At 72.0% G+C, this 17,162-nt stretch carries 13 protein-coding genes; 7 read left to right on the top strand and 6 right to left on the bottom strand.

The window, feature by feature from the left end; genetic code table 11:
* Window positions 1-283: 283 nt before the first annotated feature.
* On the bottom strand, window positions 284-1,600 hold the full coding sequence (locus ACZ6A9_RS17180; RefSeq protein WP_468985675.1) for a phytase: 1,317 nt from the start codon (window positions 1,598-1,600) through the stop codon (window positions 284-286).
* Window positions 1,601-2,202: 602 nt separating this feature from the next.
* Here ACZ6A9_RS17180 and ACZ6A9_RS17175 point away from each other — a divergent pair.
* Window positions 2,203-2,715 carry an ATP-binding protein gene (locus ACZ6A9_RS17175; RefSeq protein ID WP_468985673.1) on the top strand — a complete coding sequence of 171 codons (513 nt, stop codon included), beginning with the start codon at window positions 2,203-2,205 and terminating at the stop codon, window positions 2,713-2,715.
* Between the two features lie 92 nt (window positions 2,716-2,807).
* On the opposite strand, the gene ACZ6A9_RS17170 is transcribed toward ACZ6A9_RS17175, so the two are convergent.
* Window positions 2,808-3,497: a GAF and ANTAR domain-containing protein gene (locus ACZ6A9_RS17170; protein WP_468985671.1), complete on the bottom strand. Its 690-nt coding sequence runs from the start codon at window positions 3,495-3,497 to the stop codon at window positions 2,808-2,810.
* Between the two features lie 506 nt (window positions 3,498-4,003).
* Here ACZ6A9_RS17170 and ACZ6A9_RS17165 point away from each other — a divergent pair.
* On the top strand, window positions 4,004-4,615 hold the full coding sequence (locus ACZ6A9_RS17165) for a hypothetical protein (RefSeq protein ID WP_468985668.1): 612 nt from the start codon (window positions 4,004-4,006) through the stop codon (window positions 4,613-4,615).
* Between the two features lie 97 nt (window positions 4,616-4,712).
* On the opposite strand, the gene ACZ6A9_RS17160 is transcribed toward ACZ6A9_RS17165, so the two are convergent.
* Complete coding sequence (locus ACZ6A9_RS17160; RefSeq protein ID WP_468985664.1) at window positions 4,713-5,270, bottom strand: GNAT family N-acetyltransferase; 558 nt, start codon at window positions 5,268-5,270, stop codon at window positions 4,713-4,715.
* 533 nt (window positions 5,271-5,803) lie between these two features.
* Between ACZ6A9_RS17160 and ACZ6A9_RS17155 the strand changes: the two genes are divergently transcribed.
* Entirely contained in the window at window positions 5,804-6,154 is a 351-nt protein-coding gene (locus ACZ6A9_RS17155) for an alpha-amylase (protein ID WP_468985662.1), read from the top strand.
* Between the two features lie 92 nt (window positions 6,155-6,246).
* Here the strand turns inward: ACZ6A9_RS17155 and ACZ6A9_RS17150 are convergent, their stop codons facing one another.
* From ACZ6A9_RS17150 to ACZ6A9_RS17140, 3 genes are all read right to left on the bottom strand, one after another.
* The gene (locus ACZ6A9_RS17150; RefSeq protein ID WP_468985659.1) at window positions 6,247-6,591 is read right to left on the bottom strand and encodes a VOC family protein; all 345 of its coding nucleotides are present in this window, start codon (window positions 6,589-6,591) and stop codon (window positions 6,247-6,249) included.
* Between the two features lie 145 nt (window positions 6,592-6,736).
* Window positions 6,737-7,687, bottom strand: a complete 951-nt coding sequence (locus ACZ6A9_RS17145) for an ion transporter (protein WP_468985656.1) — start codon at window positions 7,685-7,687, stop codon at window positions 6,737-6,739.
* 161 nt (window positions 7,688-7,848) lie between these two features.
* Entirely contained in the window at window positions 7,849-8,505 is a 657-nt protein-coding gene (locus ACZ6A9_RS17140) for an NADPH-dependent F420 reductase (RefSeq protein ID WP_468985654.1), read from the bottom strand.
* Window positions 8,506-8,978: 473 nt separating this feature from the next.
* On the opposite strand from ACZ6A9_RS17140, the gene ACZ6A9_RS17135 reads away from it, so the two are divergent.
* From ACZ6A9_RS17135 to ACZ6A9_RS17120, 4 genes are all read left to right on the top strand, one after another.
* On the top strand, window positions 8,979-10,337 hold the full coding sequence (locus ACZ6A9_RS17135; protein WP_468985649.1) for an MFS transporter: 1,359 nt from the start codon (window positions 8,979-8,981) through the stop codon (window positions 10,335-10,337).
* A 53-nt stretch (window positions 10,338-10,390) separates the two neighbouring features.
* Entirely contained in the window at window positions 10,391-11,758 is a 1,368-nt protein-coding gene (locus ACZ6A9_RS17130; protein WP_468985647.1) for a non-ribosomal peptide synthetase, read from the top strand.
* A gap of 146 nt (window positions 11,759-11,904) precedes the next feature.
* Window positions 11,905-15,225, top strand: coding sequence for a non-ribosomal peptide synthetase (locus tag ACZ6A9_RS17125; protein ID WP_468985644.1), 3,321 nt, complete (start codon window positions 11,905-11,907; stop codon window positions 15,223-15,225).
* Window positions 15,225-17,162 (top strand): non-ribosomal peptide synthetase, encoded by a 1,938-nt coding sequence (locus ACZ6A9_RS17120; protein WP_468985641.1) that lies wholly within the window; start codon window positions 15,225-15,227, stop codon window positions 17,160-17,162. Before ACZ6A9_RS17125 ends, ACZ6A9_RS17120 begins: the two co-directional genes overlap by 1 nt.

Below are 17,162 nucleotides of genomic sequence, written 5' to 3'. Positions count from 1 at the left end.
AGGCGTCAGGAGCGGCGCCACAGCCGGATCGGTGACGGTCACCATGCCGTGGAGGGCGTGAGCCCGTTTGCCGAGTCGAGTTGGGGACCCAGCCCGTGGCATCGCCCCCAGCACGGTGCCGCCGGCGCGCCAAGGACCGGTGGGGCGGTAACGGCGAGCGCGCTGGGCCGCTTTGGTCAGTTACGGAACCTGCTCAGCTCCGGTCCTCTGGAGTGGATCACCGAATCGGTTGATCACTTGCCGATCCAGCCCTTTCCCAGAAGGCCGTGCCTCGGGCTGAGGGTCAGTCGTCGAGGGCGTCCATGACCTTGCCGAGGTCGACGAACTTGAAGTTGGTCGCGTCACGGTCGCCATCGCCGGGGGCGTCGTGTCCGTCCTGGACGACGAGGAGGCCGTTCGGGTACTTGGAACCGAGCGGGGCGTTCAGAACCGCGGCGCCGTCGCACTCCTCGGAGCCGTCGAGGGTGTCGCTCGCGGCCGTGACCCGGAAGCCGCCTTCGTACTCGTTGCCGTCCGCCACCTCGCGATCGTAGGCGGCGAAGGTGTTGTCGCCCTGGCTGGAGGCGAGGAGGTAGCCGTCGCCGTCGGACTCGGTGAGCAGCGTCAGACCCTCGACGTCCGCGGCGATCTTCGTGCCGCCGTGACCGGGGTCGGCGCCCGGAGTGCACTCCTCGGTCTCCTCGTGGTAAACACCGGGGACGCCGTACTCGCGGACCTTGTCGATCAGTTTCGGCCTGCCGGTGAGGTCGGCGCGCAGGCGCCAGATGCCGACGTCCTCCTGGCCGGCGTAGAGCATGCCGTTGGCCGGGTCGACGACCATGCCCTCGACCTGCGGCAGCTCGCCGGGCTCGCCGCACGGGGACCACGAAGTGCCGTCGGGCAGCCGGAAGGCGGAGGGCAGGTCCAGGGTGCGGATTGTGCGGTACGTGACCTTGCCGTCTGCGTCCGGCAACAGCTCCAGGAGGGCAATGCTGGTGCGCTCGCGACGGCTGACCAGGGCGTAGGACTTCCCGGTCGCCGGGTCCGTCCAGGTCGCCAGGCCGTAGGCGGTCCGCTGGTCGTTGATCTCAGCCTGGTCTTCGGAGAAGACGGGCGGCACGGCGGGGTCGGTGACGTCGGTCAGCGGATCCCCGGCGCGGTCGCGGTCGATGCGGTAGAAGCGCAGTCGGTCGTGGCCACGGTCGCTGGTGACGGCCAGGTCGGCCTTCCCCGAGGACAGCCGAAGCCCAAGGAGAAGGTCCACGTTGTTGAACCGGCCCGGGGCGTTCCCCTCCCCCACGGAGGGAGGCGCGGCTATCGACTGCACCAGTCGCGCGTCCAGGTCGTAGACGCGCAGACCGCCTTCCTTGGCGGTCGCCACGACGAGGCTACGGCCAGGGGCCGCGGCGTTGCGCCAGATGGCAGGATCGTCCGCGTCGGCGTTGCCGCCTTCGTCGTCGTCGTGCAGCACCGGCGTTTCCGCACGGGGGGTAAGGGACGTCAGTGGATCACCGGAGACACGGTCGCGGCCCTCGGCCTGGGCCGGCACGGCGAGGGCCGCCGCTGCGAGGGCCGTGATCGCGGCCAGCACGGCCGACCGGGTGCTCGTGGAGCGAGTCACGCGTATCTCCTCTGCGACGGGGGTGGATCGCCTGTCAGAGGATGGGCCCTCTTCATGTCGCCACGGCAGCCGCCGACTGACCGGTATCTCCGGCCTCACATGTACACGCGGTGAACGACGTGCCGGACACAGAGAGGCAGTACAGGTCCCACAACTGCCGCCTCGGGCGTGGTGAGCAGTGTCCCGGCGAGAGACAGGTCCGGACGCGTCCGATGCCGGCGTGCCCGGTGCCACCGACCGGTCCCGGTACGGGAGACAGCCCGCTTCAGACGCTCGTACGCGGGGGCGAAGAGCGAAGTCCGACGATTCGGCTGCGTCAACGGGGTTTGTGGCAGGCTCCCGTTGCCGGTCGAGGTCAGACGGCAGCGCACGTTCCGGACCGCTCAAGGGACGCTGCAGGCCCGCGAGTTGTTCGACGCGGTCGACGCACGGTTGGGACACCTGGCACATACCGTTCGCCTGGGCTGCACCGGCTCCCGTCGGCCCGCCTTGTGCCCTGTGGGCGGCTTCCATAACGTCGACCGGGGCGGGTAGACGGTGCTCAGCCCGCCAGGCGGGACAGGAAGTACAGATTCATACGACTGAGAGTAGTGACGATCTCCATGCCTCAACCGCTTATGAAGCAGGCGGACGGGCAGGGACCGGACCACACGCTGCGTCGGCACCTGGCCTGGAGCGGATCCCCGCCCACGGCCGCCCGGGGACGGGCCGAAGCCGACGCACTGCTGTCCGCCCTGTACCGCACCCACCGGATCACGGTTCCGCCCGGCGTCGCCGGCGATATCCGACTCGTGGTCAGCGAACTGCTCACCAACGCCGTACGACACGCTCCCGGCCCTGGCCACCTGGTGCTCCAGACGGCCGAACAGGCCCGCATCGTGCGGATCACCGTCGGAGACGCTTCCCCCGCCACGCCGACCCCTCGGCCGGCCGACCCCCGCCGCGTCGGCGGACACGGCCTGGAGATCGTCAAAGCCCTCAGCAGCCGCCTCGTCGTCCAGCACACCAGTGACGGAAAAGAGATCACAGCCGACGTTCCCCTCCACCAGGCCCGTGCTCCCATCGGTTTCGGCCGGTACTACATCGACGGGGCACCAGGCGACACCCTGAGATAGGAGCCGTGCGACCACGGCCGCGCTTCGCACCTCGCGGAGCTGCGCGAAGACACCCGTAGGGCGCGACCGCCCCTGACCAGCGTCAACGCTGGTCAGGGGCGGTCGCGCTCGGAGCGGATCTGGTGCGCGACATCGCGGAGTTTGATGTTGTGGTGCTGGGAGATGCGGCGCAGCACGCTGAAGGCGTCGTCTTCGCTCATACGGTGGCGTTCCATGAGGATGCCCATGGCTTCGCCGATGGCGTGGCGGGTTTCCATGGCGTGTTCGAGCTGGTCGATGGTGCGGGCGCTGGCCAGGGCGACCGCGGCGTGGGAGGCGAGCATCCAGCCTGCGGTCTCGATGTCCTGGGTGAAGGTGCCGGGGCGGCGGGCGTAGAGGTCGAGGGCGCCGAAGTCTTCCTTGTCGGTGTAGAGGAGGATGCCGGTCATACTGCCGATGCCGAGCCCGCGGGCCGCTTCCGCGTAGGTGGGCCAGGCCGGCTGGGGCTGGGTCATGTCGGTGATCCGGTAGGTGCGCTCGCCGTTCTCGCGGCGGGCGAGGTCGTAGCACGGTCCCTCGCCGAGCTCGCCCTGGATACGGTCGGATTCCTCGACCATCTCCCCGCACGAGGACAACGTGATCGCCCGGCCCTTGCGCACCGCCAAGACGCCGGCCGCGTCACAGCCGTCCACCAGCCGCACCGCCGCTGCCGAGATCGCGTCCAGTGTCTCCTGTACCGACTCCTTGGCCAGCAGATCCCGGGCCAGCACGGCCATCTGCTCAGCGAAGCCCTGCCACTGCATCCCGCCACCACCCGCCTCAGCGTGTCCATGGGGCCGTCCGCTCACCCTAACGCTGCCACTCTCCCGCCCCCACCGGCCGCACGCCCAGCGCCGCGGTGATCACCTGTCGTGCTGTCCGGTCTGGCCCACCGCGCATGCCCTCTCTCTGCCGGCGCCTGGCCGTACATCCTGCGCCGCTACCACCGCGAACGGCCCCTGCGTCTGCCGGCGCGGATGCGGGCGCGCGGCCGAGGAACCGGGCGTCTCCATGCAGCGGATCGCCGCAGCCGCGGGAGTAGCCCGCACGACGATTCACCGGAGAGATCGCTGACCTGCACACCTGTCCCATCAGTTCGCCGGCCGGTTGATCAGCCTGCGCCCCGAAGCCTGAGTGCCTGAAGTTCGCCTCACCATGTTCACCCATCTGGCCTGCTGTGATGGCGAGGCAGGGGGAGTCCGGTGAGGGTGGGGGCGGGATCAGCGTCTGCCTCGTCCAGGTCAACCAACCTCCACCGAAGGGGCTCACCATGTCTCAACGCAATACAGCCATCCGCAGCCTGCACGATCTTGGTCTGGCCGCCTGGTTCGGAGGCTCGCTGATGGGGGCGATCGGCCTCAACGGCGCGGCCCGGGCCGAAGGCGGCACGGAGACGGCCCGAGACCGGATCTCTTCAGCCGGCTGGGCGAAGTGGACGCCGGTGAACGCTGCCGCGATCGGTGCGCATCTGTTCGGCGGCGGCGGGTTGCTCGCCGTGAACGCCCACCGTGTCGCCACGCAGCAGGGCGTGGCCGCCTCCACCACGGCCAAGACCGTCGTCACTGCCGCCGCCCTGGCCGCCACCGCCTACGCCCGCATTCTCGGCAAGAAGGTCGAGCTGGCCTCGTCCTCCGACCCAGCCGACGCCGAGAAGGCGGACAAGCACCCGATCGACCTCGACAAGACCCGGCAGCAGCTGGCGTACGCGCAGTGGGCGGTACCGGCCCTGACCGGATGCCTGGTGATCCTCAACGCCCTGCACGGCGAACAGCAGCGCCCGGGCGAGCAGATTCCCGGCATGTGGCAGCGGGCACGCTCCGCCACCCACGTGATGTCGTCACACCACCCCGCGCGCTGGGGTGGATGCGGCCGTCGGCTGTAGCCCGACGCGGGCACGGTGCGCACAAGAACTCACGCCGGCCGTGGATGTCATGTGGTGACCGCGCACGGGGGACCTCGCATGCTGTCGTCCGGCCGGCTCAGAAGCAGGGCATGCTCATGTAGAGCGCCTGTTCGCCTCTTGAGTGGGTGCCGCTGTAGAGGGTGGTGTCGAGTCCGCAGAACGTGAAGCCCATGCGCTGGTAGGCGTGGATCGCCGGTGCGTTGATGTTCGTCACCTCCAGCCAGAGGTGATCGGCGCCCTGCTCGCGGGCGATTTCCCTCGCCAGTCCCACGAGCACGCGACCCACCCCCCGGCTCCGGTGTTCCGGCCCGACTGCGATGTCCTCGATGGTCAGCCGACGGTTCCAGCCGGAGTACGAGACGGCGGCGTACCCGGCCAGGTCTCCGGCGGCGCAGTGGGCGACGAAGGTGCACGACTCCGCGTCGTCCTCGTCGTCACCGTCCGGCCCGTCCTCCGGAAACACCTTGGTCAAGGGCGGCTCCACCGGAGTCTCCCGCAGCGCGAACCCGTCCGCGGTGGCAGTTACCCGATAGACGGTGTCGGTGGTGAAGGAGCTGTCCAGCGCCCTGATGGGCTCGGTGTCCTCGGGGGTCGCGATGCGGTACCGGTAGGCGGTGTCGCCGGCAGTGGTCATGGTATGACGCTACGACCTCTGCAACCGCGGCAGGGTGCGGTCGGCCTCTGTCGGCTTCTCCCGCGGGACGATATCCGCCCGCCGTGTTCCCCGGCGGCCTGCCCGCTCTGCGCACCCCGGGCACGTCGACGAGGAACGGGGCCCACAGCACCGGCCTCTGGGCCGGTGCCTGACCTGACGGCGGGTGGCGGGGCGAACGCACGGAGAGAACCGGACCGATGCGTCACTGGATTTCTTGCAGGCCCCGGTAGTGCCTCGCCCGCACGCAAGGCCGCGACCTGCGGGACATCACGCGAGTCTTCCTTGTGTACACGAAATGGTTGAACGGTCACCTCGACCGTTCCGCTGCCCACGCCGCGTTCACACAGGTCATGGGAGTGCGGGCGTGACATCGCCTTCCTGACTGGAAGCAGGGCATCGGGTTGCGCCCTACCACTCACCCTGGGAACTTTCGACTGCTGAACGCACTCCGCGCACAAATGAGCCCGTGTGTTCAGGAAATGACACTTCCTCGGAGAAAGAAGCAACCAGTCATGCGCGAGCGAGACTTTCCTCGATGGGCCGTCGCGGGTGCGGGAGGGGCGCTCCTCCTGTCGCTCATGGCTGCCGGTCCGGCTTACGCCGGGGTGCCGGCCATGGAGCCGGCCCCCTCCTGCGTCGCCGTGTACCAGAGCTGGCGGTACACGCAGGTCGAGAACACCTGCGCCGAAACGACGACCGTGAAGGTCGTCCACCAGGACGGCGCCGAGGGGTCGTGCCACACGGTGCGACCTGGTGACGTCACCACCATCGGCGAGGGATACCTCGGCCGACACGGGCCCGTGCACCACGTCGCCGTCTGCGCCGCGCCCACGTCAGTCGCCGGTGCCGTCCCTGCGCGGTGAGCCCTGGCCGAAGGCGCGCAGCAGGGGGCAGAGGCGACGAGGCGCTTGCCGACTCGCTGGTGGGCCGCGACGAGTCGGTCACGGTGGGCTCATCAGTGGCTCAGCACGTTGACCACCCGGCCATTGGGGTCACGGACGAAGAAGCGGCGCACCCCCCATTCCTCGTCCTGCAGGGGGTGCACGATCTCCGCACCGTTCTCACGCATCAACGCATATGCCGCATCCACGTCGTCCACCTCAACGCTCATGTCGGGCACGACCGGTGCGGTCCTGTCGTGGCTCATGAAGGTGACTTGCGCCGTGGGCTGGGAGGCAGAGGCGAGCGTCACGACCCAGCCGTGGTTCATCACTTCCTCGAACCCCAGGAGGCCATAGAAGTCCCGGCTCTCTTGCATGGCCTCCGTGCGGATGTCGGGCACGACCCGGCGGACGGACACGGGCTCCTCCTACTGACAGGCGATAGCAAGCGTGTCCCTGATTCTCTCCGGAGGCGCTGCGATGCGCCCGCCGTGACACACACCGGGGCACGTGAGAGGCGCTGAGGGAGGCGGTGGCGGCGTCCACTGATGCGCGCTCGAGGACTCAGTTCCGACACTCCGTGCTCTGCGCCGTCCGGCCCCGTTCCCCCTCCTCGTCACCGGGCGGCAGCACGGCCCGGGCGGCAAGGTCGCGCTCCAGGTCGTCCAGGGCCCTGCGAGCCGCCTCGATGCGCCGGCGCAGATCCTGCTGGTCCGGTCGGCGCGCAGCCGGGGGGTGTGCTGTCGGCGTCTCCTCTTCCTCTTCGCCCAGGTCCCGGGCCTCGTCGAGGGAGGTGAGGACGACGCCGATGAGCACGTTGACCAGGACGAAGGAGGCGAGCAGGACGTAGGAGGCGTAGTAGAGGAGGCTCCAGCGGGATATCTCCAGGCCGGCGTGGACCGCGTCGCCGATGCCGTCGAGCATCATCAGGAGGAAGAGGGTGAGGACGGCGCGGCCGATGGAGCCGTAGTGCTCGGGGTCGTGGTGGCCGAAGAAGACCCAGCCGACCATGGCGTACACGTAGAGCAGCAGCGCGCCGACGAGCAGGAAACTCAGCGTGCCGGGCAGGCTGCGGGCGACCGCGACGAGGACGATGCGCAGCTGGGGCAGGAAGCGGGCGGTGCGCAGGACCCTGGCCAGCCTGAGCAGTCGCAGCATCGTGGTGTTCTCACGGACGACGGGCAGGAAGGCGCACAGGACCACGGCCAGGTCGAAGAGGTTCCAGGGGTCCTTGCCGAAGTCCCGGGGACGGTCGGCGTGGGAGGCCATGCGCAGCAGGATCTCGACGGTGAACGCGGCCAGACAGGTGTGCTCGGCGAGCCGTAACCAGCTGTGCCACTGTTCGAGGATTCCGGAGTACGTCTCCAGGCCCAGGAGTACGGCGTTGGTGAGGATCAACGCGAAGACGGTGAGGGCGAACCAGCGGGCCTCCGTGATGTCACGGCAGCGGCGCGCGAGTCGTCGGCGCCCCGAGGGGGCGGTGGATCCGGCTACGTGGTCTTGGTGGTGCGGCATCCTGCTGCCATGTCTCTTCCGTGCCTGCGGCGGTTCGTCCTGGCCGGGTCGGCCGGGCACGGGACCGCTGAACGATCATGCTTCAGAAGAGACTTCTACAGCACTGTAGTTGTCCATGCGCGAGCGCCCCGGGGAACCGGGGCGCTCGCTCGCGTGGCGCCTCAGCCGCCTGTGGCGCTTGGTGACGCTGTCCGGGTGGACGGTCGGGTGACCACATCGATGTTGAAGGCGTGATGCCCCAGGCCGCCCGCGATCGCCATGAAGAGCAGTGCGAAGTGTTCCTGGCCGCGCGCGGTGCCGATGCCGCCGATGTCCAGTTGGGACGACAGGGGCCAGCCGAGGTCGGTGAGCAGCCGGCCGGTGGTCCGTTTGGCGTCGGCGTCGTCGCCGGAGAGGAAGACGGTGCTCGGGCCGTCGAGGCTGCCCGGGGCGACCATCACGGTGCAGTCCATGGTGCACAGCGTCTTGACGACGGGGGTCGAGGGGAAGGCCTCCTGGATCTGTTCTCCGAGGCTGCTGTTGGGGTGGGAGAGTTCGGTGAAGTCGTCGGAGAGGCCGACCCCTACATCGATCAGCAGGGTGCCGGCCAGCACCGGGGCCCCGATGGAGCGAAGCAGGTCCACGGAGACACTCCCGGGAGTGGCGTTGACGAGCACCTCCGCGTGGGCGGCTGTCTCGCCGAGGCCCGCCACGGGCAGGCCGAGGTCCGTTCGGTCGCTGGGTTTTCGTGAGCCGAGGAGTACCTCATGTCCTGCGGCCCTCCAGCCCTGGGCCAGTGTTCGGGCGACGTTGCCGGTACCGAGCAGTCCTATGCGCATGGCGTGACGCTAACTGTCGTCAGGGATCGGCGAATCGGGCGCCGGACCCGGGTGAACCGGTACGAAGGACCTAGTTCTGTGGTCGCTCGCTCCTCGCTTCCGCTCGGTGGTGCGTGCACGTCGGCTTCAACCGGCCAGTTCCGCCGGGAGCCCAGGCCCAGTTTCGGATACCCCCAGGGTCGTCGGCGTCATATCAGTCGGAATGATCAATTCCGGCCCCATACGTCAAGCAGGTGATCCTTTTCAGACATGACGGTCACTCGAGGCGTCAAGGCGCGCATGGGCCGGCACCGGCCCCCGCCGGATCGGGGCCGCCCACCCTCGCGATCTCGGCACGCCATCAGTGATTCATCCGGCAGACACCGCGATCTGCTGAAAATTCTTCCGATAGAGCGCGGGAACACCAGAAGAAATGACCAAAAGTGCGCATCCTCTTTTGACTCGTGATCGTCCGTTCGGTGAAGGTCGTTCACATGTCCGTCACATTCCGCGCCACGGTCAACGACCCCCTGCGCTTACGCGACTTCAGACTGCTGCTCGCCGGAGCGGCAGCCGCGCAGTTCGGCGCTCACGTCACCCTGGTGGCTCTGCCGCTGGTGGCCGTGCTCGTGCTCGACGCGTCCGCGTTCCAGGTCGGACTGCTCACCGCCGCCGAGACCGCCGCGTTCCTGGTGATCGGGCTGCCCGCCGGTGCCTGGGTCGACCGCATGCGCAAGGTGCCGCTGATGATCCGGGCGGATGTCGTCCGGGCCGCGGCCATGGCGAGCGTCCCCGTGGCGGGCGTGGCCGGCGTCCTGACGATGGCCCAGCTGTACGCCGTCGCTTTCGTCACCGGCATCGCCACCGTCTTCTTCGACGTGGCCCACCAGAGTTACCTGCCCCATCTCCTGCCGCGGGACCAGCTGGTCAAGGGCAACGGGGCACTGGAGACCGTGCGGTCGTCCGCACAGGTGACGGGTCCGGGGCTCGGCGGTGGCCTGGTCCAGCTCCTCGGCGCCCATCTGGCCGTCGCCGCCAACACCGCCGGCTACGCCCTGTCCGCGTTGTGCCTGTGGCGGATCGAGCGAACCGAGCCCCGTCCCGAACCCGTTCCCGGCGCGTCGCTGCGCGCGGACATCGGTGAAGGGCTGCGCTTCGTTCTGGGTCAGCCACTGCTGAGGGTGATCGCGGCCGCCACCGGGCTCGGCAACTTCCTCACCGCTGTGCTGATGGCCACGCAGACGGTGTTCCTGGTCCGCGTTCTGGGCCTCGGACCCGGAGCGGTGGGTCTCGCACTGTCCGCCTCGGCTGTCGGCGGGCTGGTGGGCGCGCTGGCCGCGGGCACGCTCGCCGCCCGATGGGGGCAAGCGCGGATCATCTGGCTCTCCCCCCTGGTCACAGGACCGTTCGCGGTGCTGTGGCCCCTGTCGGACCGAGTGGGAGGCGCACCGGTGTTCGCGCTCGGTTCGGGCGTCGTCTTCTTCGGGGCCGTGGTCTACAACGTCGCCCAGGTGAGCTTCCGGCAAGTCCTGTGCCCACCGCACCTGCTGGGCCGGATGAACGCCACCCTGCGCTTCCTGATGTGGGGCACGCTGCCGCTCGGGGCGCTCGCCGGCGGGGCCCTCGCCGACGGCTTCGGCGCCCGTACCGCCCTGCTGTGCTGCGCGGCCGGTTTCCTCACCGTGCCGCTGCCGTTGCTGTTCTCCGCGCTGCGCGGGATGCGCGACCTGCCCACCGGATCCGATGCCGTGCACCCCGCCGCCCCGGACACCGGCAGCGCCGGTGCCGCCGTCACGGGGGCCGAGCCCGAGGCCGTAACCGGCAGGCGTGACAAGACGACATCACTCGGCTGACCCGGCCTTCGGGACGCCGTGCGCAACACCGTGGCCACGACGGAGAGGATCACGTGTCCAGCATCACGGGCCAGTACCTGGCTCGCTATCGGGGACTCACCACTGGTGCCGGGGCGCCTGCCCTGTTGCCCGTGACCGGGGCCCAGCGCCGCTTCTTACTGGTGCGTGCGCTGGACCCCACCGGGCGACCGGACCTCGTCCCGATGTTCTTCGCCTTCCCGCGCGGCACGGTGGACCCGTCGCGCCTCGCCGCCGCGGCGCAGCGTCTGGCCTCGCTGCACCCCGTGCTCCGTGGCCGTCCCACAGTGGTGCGCGGCACCCCCGTGCTGCGCATGGCGGAGCCCGAGGTCCCGGTCGTCCGCGTGGCCCCGGCGCCCGGCGAGGACGTCGGCGCGGCTCTGCGTCGGGCGCTGGGCGCCTGGGCACCCGACGGACCACCGCTGCGGCTGTTCCTCGCCGGGGACGCGACGGACGGCGGCCAGGAGCACGGTTTCCTCCCCCACGGCGGCGGGCCGTCGGAGGTGCTCGCGGTCGTCCTCGACCACACGGCGTGCGACGGGCGGACACTGGCACGGATCGTCGAGGAGCTCGGCGCCGCCTACGCCGGAGGTCCGCGAGCGCGGCCGCCGGCACCCGGGGAGGTCGCCGCCGGGCTGGCTGCCTACCGCGAAGCCGTACTGCTCCAGTTGGACGCCGAGGAGCGTGCGGAGTCCCCCGGGGCACTGGCCTACTGGGGCGAACGGCTGCGGGCCGTCCGCGACCGTGCTCCCGCCGCACGAGACGGCCTTCCCCCGGCCGGAGCACCGCCGACCGGCTCGGCCTCCGTGCTGCCGACCGGCTCCGCCTCCGTGCTGCTGCCCGCGTCCGCCGCCGGGACGCCCTTCCCCGACCTGCTGGACGCCTGCCGATCCGCGGTACGCGCCCTCCACGGTCCGGGCCACACGGTGCCGCTCGGCTATCCGTGGGGCGGTCGTCCGCCCGGCGCGGAGGGCGTGCTCGGCTGCTTCCTCAACACGGTGGTCTTCCCGGCCGTGACGGCGCCGGCCCCGACCGGTACCGAAGCCACCGCCGATGCCTGGTGGGAGGACCTGGACCGGGCGGACGTGCCCTTCGACGCGGTGGTGCGCGCGGCCCGGGAGGCCGGCTCCGGCTGGTCCGGCCGCCTCGACGGGCTGCTGACCGTCGACGACAGCACACAACGCCCCTCGCTCCACCTGGCCGGCGTCGAGGGCCGGGAGGTCCACGTCGACGGCAGACCCGTACGCGCACCGTTCGCCGTCTCCGTCACCCACGGGCGCGAACTGCACCTGCACATGGTGTGGGACCGCGCCGTGACGGCCGATCGCACCGCCCTCGACGCCTTCGACGCGCTCACCGGAGCACTCCGCGCGAAGGCTCCGGCGCCACCGGCTGCCGGCTGACCACCACACGGACCACCTGACACCGCCTTCTGCTCCCTCACCCCGGCGGGACCCGTCCGCGCGATCCGCGGCCGGCTCCCCACCGCCACCGGACACGACCGTGCCCGGTGGGCCCTCACCCGACCCGACGACCCCAGGGATCGCCCATGCTTCCGCTCTCCTCCTCGCAGGAGATCGTCTGGCTGCACGAACAGGTGCAACCCGGCAGCCGCGCCTACAACTTCACCGCGGCACTCGACCTGTGGGGACCGCTGCACGCGGACGCCCTGCGCCGCGGCCTCGCCGCCGCACTCGACCGGCACGGGGGCCTTCGCCTGGAGCTGGTCGCCGTCGCCGGCGCCGTACCCGGCCAGCGGGTCGCCCGGACGTGCGCGCCCCGGCTGCGGACGGTCGACCTGAGCGCGCACACCGACCCGGAGGCCACGTTCGGGGACCTGCTGCGCACCGAGGCGGAGACCCCGCTCGACACCTACGAGGCGCCGCTGCTGCGCTGGACCCTGGTGCGGCTCGGGGACGAGCACCACCGGCTCATCCACGTCGAGCACCACCTGATCCACGACGGACACTCGTTCGCGATCCTGCTCGACGACGTGTTCACCGTCTACCGGGGCCACGTCCTGGGGGAGCCGGTCGAGCTGCCGCCCGCGCCCTCCTACGCCGATCACGTCGAGGTGCAGGCCCACGGCCGGGAGACCGGAACGTGCCGCGCCGGCCTGGACTTCTGGGCCACCGAACTGCGCGGATTCTCCTACGACATGCCGCTGCCGGGCCTCTCCCGTCCCGGTGCCCGGCGCCGCCACCACGGTGGCCAGCTGCGGCAGTCGATCGGCGCGGACCTGGCGGAGCGCCTGCGCGAGCACGCGCGGCTGCGCGGGCTGACCCCGTTCTCCACCCTGCTCGGCCTGTTCGCCGAACTGCTGCGGCGCCACAGCGGCCGTGCGCACCTGGTCGTCGGCACCGCGGTGGGCAACCGGCCCCGCGGGCACGAGGGGACCGTCGGCATGTTCGTCAACACCATCCCCCTGCCGCTGCGGCTGGACCCCGCCGCCCCGGCCGAGGAGACGATGGACGAGGTGACCGACGTCCTCATCCGCGCGCTGCCGCACCAGGACGTGCCGGTCCAGGAGCTGACCCGCGCGCTCGGCCTGCGCACCTCGGGCGCGGACAACCCGCTGTTCGACGTGATGTTCAGCGCCCATGACGCCGAGCTGCCCGAGGTCGACGTGCCCGGTCTGGACATCACGCTGTTCGAGGGGTTCAACACGGGTACCACCAGGTTCGACCTGGACGTGGTGCTGCTGCCGGACGACCGGCGCGGTGTCGGTCCCCGGCACGGCGGCGCCGGAATGACCCTGGTGTGGGACTACGACGCCGACATGTTCGGCGAGGACGTGGCCGAACTGCTCGCCGGGCGGTTCCTGGACCTGCTGCGGTCCTACCTCGACGCCCCGGGCACCGCTCTGGCGGACCTGGCGCCGCCCGGGTCCGCCGCCGGCGCCGGGCAGACCCCCGCCGCGGCCCCGCACGGGCAGACGGAGCCGGGGAGCGGTGCCGCCTCCGGCCGGGTGGTGGACCCGCTCGATCCCGTCGCCGCCCACGACGCGTCCGCGCCCGCCCTGCTCGTCGGCGCCCGCCGTCTGACCTACGGCGACCTCGACGCCCGGGTCACCGCTCTCGCGGAACGCCTGCTGGCCGCGGGGGTGAGGGCCGGCCAGCCGGTGGCGTCCGTCCTGCCGCGCGGGGCCGACGCGGTCGTGGCGCTCCTCGCCTGCCTGCGCACCCGGGCGGTCCACTGCCCGCTGTCGCCTTCGGACCCGCCCGCCCGTCTGGAACTGCTGCTGAACCGTCTGGCCCCGGCTCTCGTTCTCACCTCGGCCGACCACCCCGTCACGGTGCCGGGCGGCCTGCCGACCGCCGCCGTGGACGCGCCGCGGATGCCGAAGGCGCAGGCGGCGCCCGTGGTGCCGGGCGCCGCGTACGTCATCCACACCTCCGGGTCGACCGGCGTCCCCAAGGCCGTCGCCGTCGGGCGCGCGGCACTGGAGAACCATCTGACCGGAGTGACCGGGCGGTACGGGCTGCGGCACGACGACCGGGCCCTGCTGTTCGCCCAGCCGGTGTTCGACGTGGCCCTGGAGGAGGTACTGCCCTCCCTGTACGCGGGGGCGTGCCTCGTCGTCCCCGGGCACGAGGTGCCGACCGGCACCGAGCTGGCCGAGCTGCTGGCCGAGGCGCGTGTCACCGTGGCCAACCTGCCCACCAGCTATTTCCTCGCCGTGCGGGAGGAGTTGCGGCCCGCCCTGCGCGAGGGCCGCTGGACGCCGCGCCTGCTCGTGCTCGGCGGTGAACGCCTGCCGGCCGACGCGCTGCGCTCCTTCCTGGCGGAGACCGACGCGACGGTGTTCAACGCCTACGGCGTCACCGAAGCGGCCGTCACCACCACCGTCCACCGCATCGTGCCGGGATCGCCGGCCGACGGGGCGGAGGTCCCGCTGGGGACCGAGCTGCCGGGCGAACGCGTCCACGTCCTGGACGAGCACCACCGTCCGCTGCCGGACGGTGCGGTGGGCGAGCTGGCGATCGCCGGGGCCGGGCTCGCCGAGGGGTACGTGGGTGACCCGGAGAGCACGAGCGCACGGTTCACGCGTCTCGACACGCTCGGCGGTGAACGGGTCTACCTGACCGGTGACATGGGCTACCGGGGCCTGGACGGGGCGCTCTACTTCCTCGGCCGCCGGGACAACCAGATCAAGCTGCGCGGATACCGGATCGAACTGGAGGAGATCGAGGCGGCCGCCTCGGCCTCGCTGGGCGGCCGGTCCTGTGCCGTCGTGCTGGACCGCGAGACCGCCGGCGGACCCCGGCTGGTCGGCTTCGTGGAGTGCCCCGGTGAGGGTGGCGCGTGGGACGAGCGGGCGCTGCACGCGTGGCTCGGACTGCGGCTGCCGACCGCCCTGGTGCCGGAGCGGTGGGTACGCCTGGACACGATGCCCACGCTGGCCGGCGGAAAGCCGGACCGTTCGGAACTCGCCCGCAGGGCCGCGACGCTCGGCACGGCCGGCGCATCCGGTCCTGGTGGTGCGGCACAGGCCGCGGAGGGCTCCGGTTCCGGCGCTGGGGCGGGGACTGCGGACGACCCGGGTGCCGGTGGTGCGGCGCGTTCGCTGGACGAGGCCCCGCGGGACGGTGCGGGCCGCACCGGGACGGTTCCGGCCGACCCGGTGACCGTGCTGCTCACCGACGGCTGGCGCGCGGTGCTGGGGCACGACGACTTCGACGAGCGCACCGACTTCTTCCGGGCCGGTGGCCACTCGCTGCGTGCCGCGCAACTGGCCGCCTGGCTGGAGCCCCGGCTCGGCCACCGTCCGCCGATGCGGCTGTTCTTCCGCCACCCGGTGCTCGCCGACCAGGCCGGCGTGCTCGCCGCCACCCCTTCCGCCGCCAGCGCCCCCTCCACGGAGTCCTGATGACCCACCCGACCCCCTCCCCCGGCACCCGGCCGACGCCCCCGTCGACGGTCCTCACCCTCTCCGCCCCCGCCTCCCCGGGCGACGTCGCGCTCAGCGTCGCGCGCGGCCCGGAGCCCCGTGGGAGCGCCACGACCGGAGTGCTCGCCCTGTTCGAGGACTGGGCACGCCGCACCCCGCACGCCCCCGCCGTGATCGACGGCGGCCGCACCTGGACGTACCGGCAGATCGACGACGCCGCCGACGAGGCCGTGGCCGCGTTGCGCGGCCGGGTCGGGGCGGGTGACCTCGTCGCCGTCTGCCTGGACCGCTCCGCCGCACTCGTCGTGACGGCCGTGGCGATCGCCAGGCTGGGCGCGGTGTACCTGCCGCTGGGGCCGCGCCCCGGTGAGCGGCGTGTCGACGCCGTCACCGAGGACCTGGACGTCGCCTGCCTGATCGGCGCCCCCGCCGTGCTTCCCGCCCGGCACCGGACGGCCGAGCACGTCCCGCTCGCCCTGCCGGAGGGCGGGGTGAACGCGGCCGGGGCACTGGTGGCGGCGTTCGCCCCACCCCGCCCCGGTGCGCGCCGCGCGCCCCACGGGGCGTTCTACGCGGTGCTGACGTCGGGTTCCACCGGCCGTCCCAAGGCCGTCGTGGTCGCCGAACAGGCCCTCGGCACGCTGCTCGACTGGTACCGCGCCGAGACCGCTCTCGCGCCCGGCGACCGGCAGTCCCTGCTCATCGGCGTCGCGTTCGACCCGCACGTGATGGAGCTGTGGGCGGGAGTGACGTCGGGCGCGGCACTCGTGCCCGCGCCCGACGACGTCCGCTGGGACACCGGGGCGCTCACCTCCTGGTGGCGCGAGGCCGGCGTGTCGGTGGCGGTGGCCGCCACCCCCATGGTCGAACCGCTGCTGGAGCAGCCCTGGCCGCAGGGCCTGGTGCTGCGCCATCTCGTCGTCGGCGGCGACCGGATGCGCCGCCGTCCGGGCGCCGACGTGACCGCGACCGTCCACAACGCCTACGGTCCCGCGGAAGCCACCGTCGTCACCACCACGTACGCCATGCGCGGGGCGGACGCCGGGGCGGAAGGTCCCGGGGCGCCGCCGATCGGTGCCCCCGTACCGGGCGTCACGGTCGTCGTCACCGGACCCGACGGCCGCCCCGTGGCGCGGGGCAAGGAGGGCGAACTCCGCATCGGCGGCACCGGTCTGGCGCTGGGGTACGTGGACCCCGAGCTGACCGCGCGCCGCTTCACCGCCCCCGCGCCCGGGGTGGAGCTTCCGGGAGTGGACCGGCTCTACCGCACCGGTGACCGGGTGCGGATGCGGCGGGACGGGATGCTGGAGTTCCTCGGGCGTCTCGACAACCAGGTGAAGATCAGCGGAGTACGGATCGAGCCCGCCGAGGTCGAGGCCGCGCTGGAGAGGGACCCTGCCGTACTCGGCGCCGTGGTCACCGCTCCCCGCGGCCCAGGCGGTGCCGTCCGCCTGGTCGCGTACGTCCGCCTCGCGCCCGGTGCCTCCGTCTCCGGGCAGGCGCTGCTGGCGGCGGCGCGGGCGTGGCTTCCCGAACAGGCCGTGCCCTCGGTGGTGCGGATCGTCGACGCCTTCCCGCTGGACGCCAACGGCAAGGTCGACCGCGCAGGGCTGACGCGCGAGGCGGCCGCCCCGGACGCCGGCGGCCGCGCCGAGGTGCCGGAGGGCGCCACGGAGGGCGAGCGGATCGTCCTGGACGCCGTACGTGATCTCCTCGCCCGGCCGGCGACGGCGCTGACCGACAACTTCGCGATGATCGGCGGCACGTCGATCGTCGCCGCCCGTCTGCTGGCCGTCATCGAGCAGCAGAGCGGCGTCCGCCTGCGTGCTCCGGAGTTCCTGCGCCAGCCGGACCTGCGCGCCGTCGCCGCTCTCGTCGACCGCCGCCGCGAAGCCGCGCGAGGGACGGGAGCCTGA

The organism is Streptomyces sp. NPDC041124 (genome assembly GCF_055592385.1).
The sequence above is the reverse complement of the archived record's forward strand: the minus strand, read 5'-3'. Positions and strand labels throughout refer to the sequence as shown.

Bases quoted from the DNA above. Each gene is read 5' to 3' on its own strand.
- ACZ6A9_RS17125 (WP_468985644.1), top strand. From the start codon at position 11,905: ATGCTTCCGCTCTCCTCCTCGCAGGAGATCGTCTGGCTGCACGAACAG.
- ACZ6A9_RS17135 (WP_468985649.1), top strand. From the start codon at position 8,979: ATGTCCGTCACATTCCGCGCCACGGTCAACGACCCCCTGCGCTTACGC.
- ACZ6A9_RS17160 (WP_468985664.1), bottom strand. From the start codon at position 5,270: ATGACCACTGCCGGCGACACCGCCTACCGGTACCGCATCGCGACCCCC.
- ACZ6A9_RS17120 (WP_468985641.1), top strand. From the start codon at position 15,225: ATGACCCACCCGACCCCCTCCCCCGGCACCCGGCCGACGCCCCCGTCG.
- ACZ6A9_RS17140 (WP_468985654.1), bottom strand. From the start codon at position 8,505: ATGCGCATAGGACTGCTCGGTACCGGCAACGTCGCCCGAACACTGGCC.
- ACZ6A9_RS17145 (WP_468985656.1), bottom strand. From the start codon at position 7,687: ATGCCGCACCACCAAGACCACGTAGCCGGATCCACCGCCCCCTCGGGG.
- ACZ6A9_RS17170 (WP_468985671.1), bottom strand. From the start codon at position 3,497: ATGCAGTGGCAGGGCTTCGCTGAGCAGATGGCCGTGCTGGCCCGGGAT.
- ACZ6A9_RS17175 (WP_468985673.1), top strand. From the start codon at position 2,203: ATGCCTCAACCGCTTATGAAGCAGGCGGACGGGCAGGGACCGGACCAC.
- ACZ6A9_RS17165 (WP_468985668.1), top strand. From the start codon at position 4,004: ATGTCTCAACGCAATACAGCCATCCGCAGCCTGCACGATCTTGGTCTG.
- ACZ6A9_RS17155 (WP_468985662.1), top strand. From the start codon at position 5,804: ATGCGCGAGCGAGACTTTCCTCGATGGGCCGTCGCGGGTGCGGGAGGG.